Source organism: Bacillus sp. FJAT-27001 (genome assembly GCF_019039175.1).
GTDB classification, from domain to species: domain Bacteria; phylum Bacillota; class Bacilli; order Bacillales; family Bacillaceae; genus Bacillus; species Bacillus velezensis.
On sequence record NZ_JAHOAA010000014.1, the window covers coordinates 40,885 to 42,831 of the forward strand.

The window sequence follows — 1,947 nt, forward strand, 5'->3', positions numbered from 1 at the left end:
CTTAACTCACTCATTCCAATGTTTGATGGACTGGCAAAAGAGGGCGTGGGACTGGCGAAAAGCATGGACAAAGCTTTTAAAGCTCCGGACATGCAGAGGTTCATTTCCTATCTGAACAAAGAAGCTCCGGGGGCGTTTGCTTCATTCGGCCGATCTGCCGGGAATGTCTTACGGACAGTTTTTAATCTGATCGTAGCATTCGGACCGACCGGGAAGAGCATGACAAAATCCATCGAAGGAATGACCCAATCATGGGTAAAATGGTCAGCGAACTTGGGTTCCTCAAAGAAATTTCAGGCTTTCGTGGAGTATACAAAAACCAACGGCCCAAAACTGCTACAGATCATCAGAAACTTTTCGGGCGGTCTGACAAAGCTGTTTACCGGATTCGCTCCTATGTCTCAAGACATGATGACATCGCTCGTAGACCTGACCAAGCGGTTCAACGAGTGGGCTGGCAGCGTTACTAAAACGAAGGAATTCCAATCATTCATTGATTATATAAAGACCAACGGGCCTACAGTATGGAGCACATTGGGTCAGATCGCGAAGACTATAATCAACTTGCTTGTTGGCATGGCTCCACTCGGCAAAACGATCTTGGAGAATGTAAACGGGTTTTTGAAATTTACTAATGCGGCGATGGAAGCAAACCCGGCAATTGGGAAGTTCATTGCAGCGGGCATTTCATTAATCGGTGCTTTAAGAGCTATTGTTCCGGCGATAGTAGCAGTCAGTGCTGTTACCAACGGTCTTAAAGATTTTAAAGATGCAGCTGAATATCTACGAACCTTCAAAACCACAGCTGCGGGTATAAAGCTGGCCGGCCTGATTGGTCAATTAAAATCAGCGATAGCAACTATGGGACAATTCATTGCGAAGTATACAGCGATGGCAGCAAGAGCAACAGCTAATGCTGTTAAAATGGCGGCGTCATGGACTGCGATGAAAATCAGCTCTTTCATAACAATGCTGAAAAACGGCATTAAGCAGATGGGGCTTTTCATTGCCAGAATAACTGTTTTAGCGGCAAAATCAGCAGCCCAAGCAACACGAATGGCAGCGGCGTGGACTGCGGCAAAAATCAGTTCATTTGTGTCAATGTTGGCGGCAGGTATTAAACAAATGATCTTATTTGGTAAACGCTTGGTCATTTTGGCAGCTCAAGCAGCGGCAAATGCGGCGCGCATGGCAGCGTCATGGATCATCGCAATGGGGCCTATCGGTTGGATTACAGCGGCGGTTATAGCCTTAGTTGTTCTCATTATTGCCAATTGGGATAAAGTCAAGAAGTACACCCTTCAAGTTTGGGGCGTCATATCTCAGTGGCTCCAATCTGTATGGGAAGGCATTAAAACAGCGGCAACATCAACATGGAACGCAATAACGTCGTTTTTCTCCACTGTTTGGAATGGAATTGTTTCGGCAGCTAAAACCATTTGGAACGGGCTATCTGCTTTCTTTAAATGGGAATTCAATTTGTGCAAAACCATTTTCACAACAGTTTGGAATGCTATAAAATCGTTTGCCTCTTCTGTCTGGAATGGTATTAAAAAGACTGCGACTTCAGTATGGAACGGCATTAAGAACACTATTACCTCAATTTGGTCGGGGCTTAAATCGGCGGCCGTCACAGCCTTTACGTATATGCGGGCGCAGATCGTTAACAGGATCATTGCGACGAGAGATAAAATGATCAGCATCTGGAATGCAATTAAGAGTAAAGTATCGTCCATATGGAATGCCCTGAAAAGTGCTGCAGTGACTGCTTTTACCTATATGCGCGCACAAATTGTGAATCGCATTATTGCAACCAGAGACAAAATGGTCAGTTTGTGGAACTCGATAAAAAGCAAAGTGACATCTGTCTGGAATGCTTTAAAAAGTGCAGCTGTAACAGCCTTCAACTACATGCGGGCGCAAATCGTCAATAGAATTGTAGCGACG

General features: G+C 45.0%; 1 protein-coding gene. It reads left to right on the forward strand.

Annotated features, from left to right (window positions below; all coding sequences use genetic code 11):
* Nucleotides 1-1,947 (forward strand): phage tail protein (locus BGM27_RS20690; RefSeq protein WP_483297763.1); only part of this gene is annotated, 1,947 nt, incomplete at both ends.